This window comes from Ruegeria sp. H3 (assembly GCF_056533095.1).
In genome coordinates, this window is the sequence record NZ_JBQFOD010000031.1 from 2,501 (window position 1) to 6,157 (window position 3,657).

The 3,657-nt window shown below is 53.3% G+C and carries 2 rRNA genes; both read left to right on the forward strand.

From position 1 onward, the window contains the following. The first annotated feature begins 429 nt into the window (after positions 1-429). Positions 430-3,295 (forward strand): 23S ribosomal RNA (locus tag ACR0JE_RS19505). A 186-nt stretch (positions 3,296-3,481) separates the two neighbouring features. Beyond that, positions 3,482-3,596, forward strand: a 5S ribosomal RNA gene (gene rrf / locus ACR0JE_RS19510). Positions 3,597-3,657: the final 61 nt, after the last annotated feature.

Consider the following 3,657-nt stretch of genomic DNA (forward strand, 5'->3'; position numbering starts at 1 on the left):
AATCAACACTGTTTGATCGTGCCGAGTGTGGCACTGATCTCGGTCGTTCTTGTCTTCGTCCTCAAGTAGCCGAATAGGCGGTAGGACACATAGGGGGTGAGCGGCGCAGTTTGGGTCTAGCCGGCCTGGAATGTGTATCGCGACTGAAACGAACAGAGTTGTCCAAGTCAAATATACTAACCCGAGCGACCTGCGTTGATCAGCTGCACGGCTGGGAGACCATATGGGGTTGCTCAATTGTCCTCGTCCAAGTGGCGGGGGCGGGAAATGTATGTTTTTGGTTCAGAAGAAAGATGACCTTTAGTTACCAGCTGGGTCATCACGATCGACATAGTCGAAGCCTGCAGGCCGAAAGGCCGAAAGGGTTCACGCGCTCAAGTAGCCGAATAGGCGGTAGCGCAAAGATTAAGTCTTTCTTTTTCTGGATCAAATCAAGCGCGAGAAGGGCGTTTGGTGAATGCCTTGGCAGCAAGAGGCGATGAAAGACGTGATACTCTGCGATAAGCCATGGGGAGCTGAGAATAAGCTTTGATCCATGGATCTCTGAATGGGGCAACCCACCTGAAAGCTTCATATTGTTATCTTTGATACTCAATATGGGGTTTAAACAGGTACTTAAGACCTGAATACATAGGGTTTTAAGAGCAAACCCGGGGAACTGAAACATCTAAGTACCCGGAGGAAAGGAAATCAATTGATACTCCCCTAGTAGCGGCGAGCGAACGGGGACCAGCCGAGCCAGATAAGTGACTAGAACACGTTGGGAAGCGTGGCCATAGCGGGTGACAGCCCCGTATAGGAAGCTTTGATGGACGTATTAAGTAGGGCGGAACACGTGAAATTCTGTCTGAAGATCGGAGGACCACCTTCGAAGGCTAAGTACTCCTTGCTGACCGATAGCGAACCAGTACCGTGAGGGAAAGGTGAAAAGCACCCCGACGAGGGGAGTGAAACAGTACCTGAAACCGAACGCCTACAATCAGTCGGAGGCTCCTTGCGAGCTGACGGCGTACCTTTTGTATAATGGGTCATCGACTTGGTCTTACGAGCAAGCTTAAGCCGTTAGGTGTAGGCGTAGCGAAAGCGAGTCTTAATAGGGCGTATGAGTTCGTGGGATCAGACCCGAAACCGAGTGATCTAGGCATGGCCAGGTTGAAGGTAAGGTAACACTTACTGGAGGACCGAACCCACATCCGTTGAAAAGGATCGGGATGAGCTGTGCCTAGGGGTGAAAGGCCAATCAAACTCGGAGATAGCTGGTTCTCTGCGAAATCTATTTAGGTAGAGCGTCATCCGAATACCCCGGGGGGTAGAGCACTGGATGGGTAATGGGGCCCCACAGGCTTACTGATCCTAACCAAACTCCGAATACCCGGGAGTACTAGATGGCAGACACACTGCGGATGCTAACGTCCGTAGTGGAGAGGGAAACAACCCTGACCTACGACTAAGGCCCCCAATTCATGGCTAAGTGGGAAAGCAGGTGGGACGACCAAAACAACCAGGAGGTTGGCTTAGAAGCAGCCATCCTTTAAAGATAGCGTAACAGCTCACTGGTCTAAATAAGTTGTCCTGCGGCGAAGATGTAACGGGGCTCAAGCCATGAGCCGAAGTCTAGGGATGCGTAAGCATCGGTAGCAGAGCGTAGTGTGACATAGAACCTTGTCTATATTGCCGCCGGTTATGCGGCGCGGGCAACCGCGCTCAAGTAGCCGAATAGGCGGTAGCGCAGACATAGGTTCTTTCGATGAAGCCGGGGCGTGAGCCATCCGGTGGAGAGATCACTAGTGAGAATGATGACATGAGTAGCGACAAAGAGTGTGAGAGACACTCTCGCCGAAAGTCCAAGGGTTCCTGCTTAAAGCTAATCTGAGCAGGGTAAGCCGGCCCCTAAGCCGAGGCCGAAAGGCGTAGGCGATGGGAACTAGGTTAATATTCCTAGGCCAGGAGGATGTGACGGATCACAGGTGTAGTTCAATCTTATCGGATTGATTGGGCTGCTGAGTGGTTCCTGGAAATAGCCCTCCATCAGACCGTACCCTAAACCGACACAGGTGGACTGGTAGAGCATACCAAGGCGCTTGAGAGAACGATGTTGAAGGAACTCGGCAAAATACCTCCGTAAGTTCGCGAGAAGGAGGCCCGGTTCCTAGGCAACTAGGGGCTGGGGGCACAAACCAGGGGGTGGCGACTGTTTATTAAAAACACAGGGCTCTGCGAAGTCGCAAGACGACGTATAGGGTCTGACGCCTGCCCGGTGCCTGAAGGTTAAAAGGAGAGGTGAGAGCCTTGAATTGAAGCCCAGGTAAACGGCGGCCGTAACTATAACGGTCCTAAGGTAGCGAAATTCCTTGTCGGGTAAGTTCCGACCTGCACGAATGGCGTAACGACTTCCCCGCTGTCTCCAACATCGACTCAGCGAAATTGAATTGCCTGTCAAGATGCAGGCTTCCCGCGGTTAGACGGAAAGACCCCGTGCACCTTTACTACAGCTTCGCACTGGCATCAGGATTGTGATGTGCAGGATAGGTGGTAGGCTTTGAAGCAGGAACGCAAGTCCCTGTGGAGCCTCCCTTGAGATACCACCCTTCGCACTCTTGATGTCTAACCGCGGTCCGTTATCCGGATCCGGGACCCTGCGTGGCGGGTAGTTTGACTGGGGCGGTCGCCTCCTAAAGCGTAACGGAGGCGCGCGAAGGTTGGCTCAGAGCGGTCGGAAATCGCTCGTTGAGTGCAATGGCAGAAGCCAGCCTGACTGCAAGACTGACAAGTCGAGCAGAGTCGAAAGACGGCCATAGTGATCCGGTGGTCCCGAGTGGAAGGGCCATCGCTCAACGGATAAAAGGTACGCCGGGGATAACAGGCTGATACTGCCCAAGAGTCCATATCGACGGCAGTGTTTGGCACCTCGATGTCGGCTCATCTCATCCTGGGGCTGGAGCAGGTCCCAAGGGTACGGCTGTTCGCCGTTTAAAGAGGTACGTGAGCTGGGTTTAGAACGTCGTGAGACAGTTCGGTCCCTATCTGCCGTGGGTGTAGGAGACTTGAGAGGAGTTGCCCCTAGTACGAGAGGACCGGGGTGAACGATCCACTGGTGGACCAGTTGTCGTGCCAACGGCAGTGCTGGGTAGCTATGATCGGACAGGATAACCGCTGAAGGCATCTAAGCGGGAAGCCCCCCTCAAAACAAGGTCTCCCTGAGGGCCGTGGAAGACCACCACGTCAATAGGCCGGAGATGTAAGCGCAGTAATGCGTTCAGTTGACCGGTACTAATCGCCCGATAGGCTTGATTTGATCCAGTAATGGAAAGACAAGACCAAAGACATACACACCTTGAACATGGACAGCGCGTGCCAACGCAAACGGCACTGTTGATTGACTATACAACCGAGTGGCAACGCGCATTCGCTTCGCGAATACGCTGCCTGCCACCCGTCGCTTTCTTGCTCCGCAAGAAAATCGACATGGGCTTTTCCTCGGTTTGGTGGTCATAGCGCAAGTGAAACACCCGGTCCCATCCCGAACCCGGAAGTTAAGCACTGCCGCGCCAATGGTACTTGGGCTTAAGCCCCGGGAGAGTAGGTCACCGCCAAACCTAGTAAAAGCCCATATCTCTCTAATACGATGAAAAGAACACTACCCGGTCTCAAGTAGCC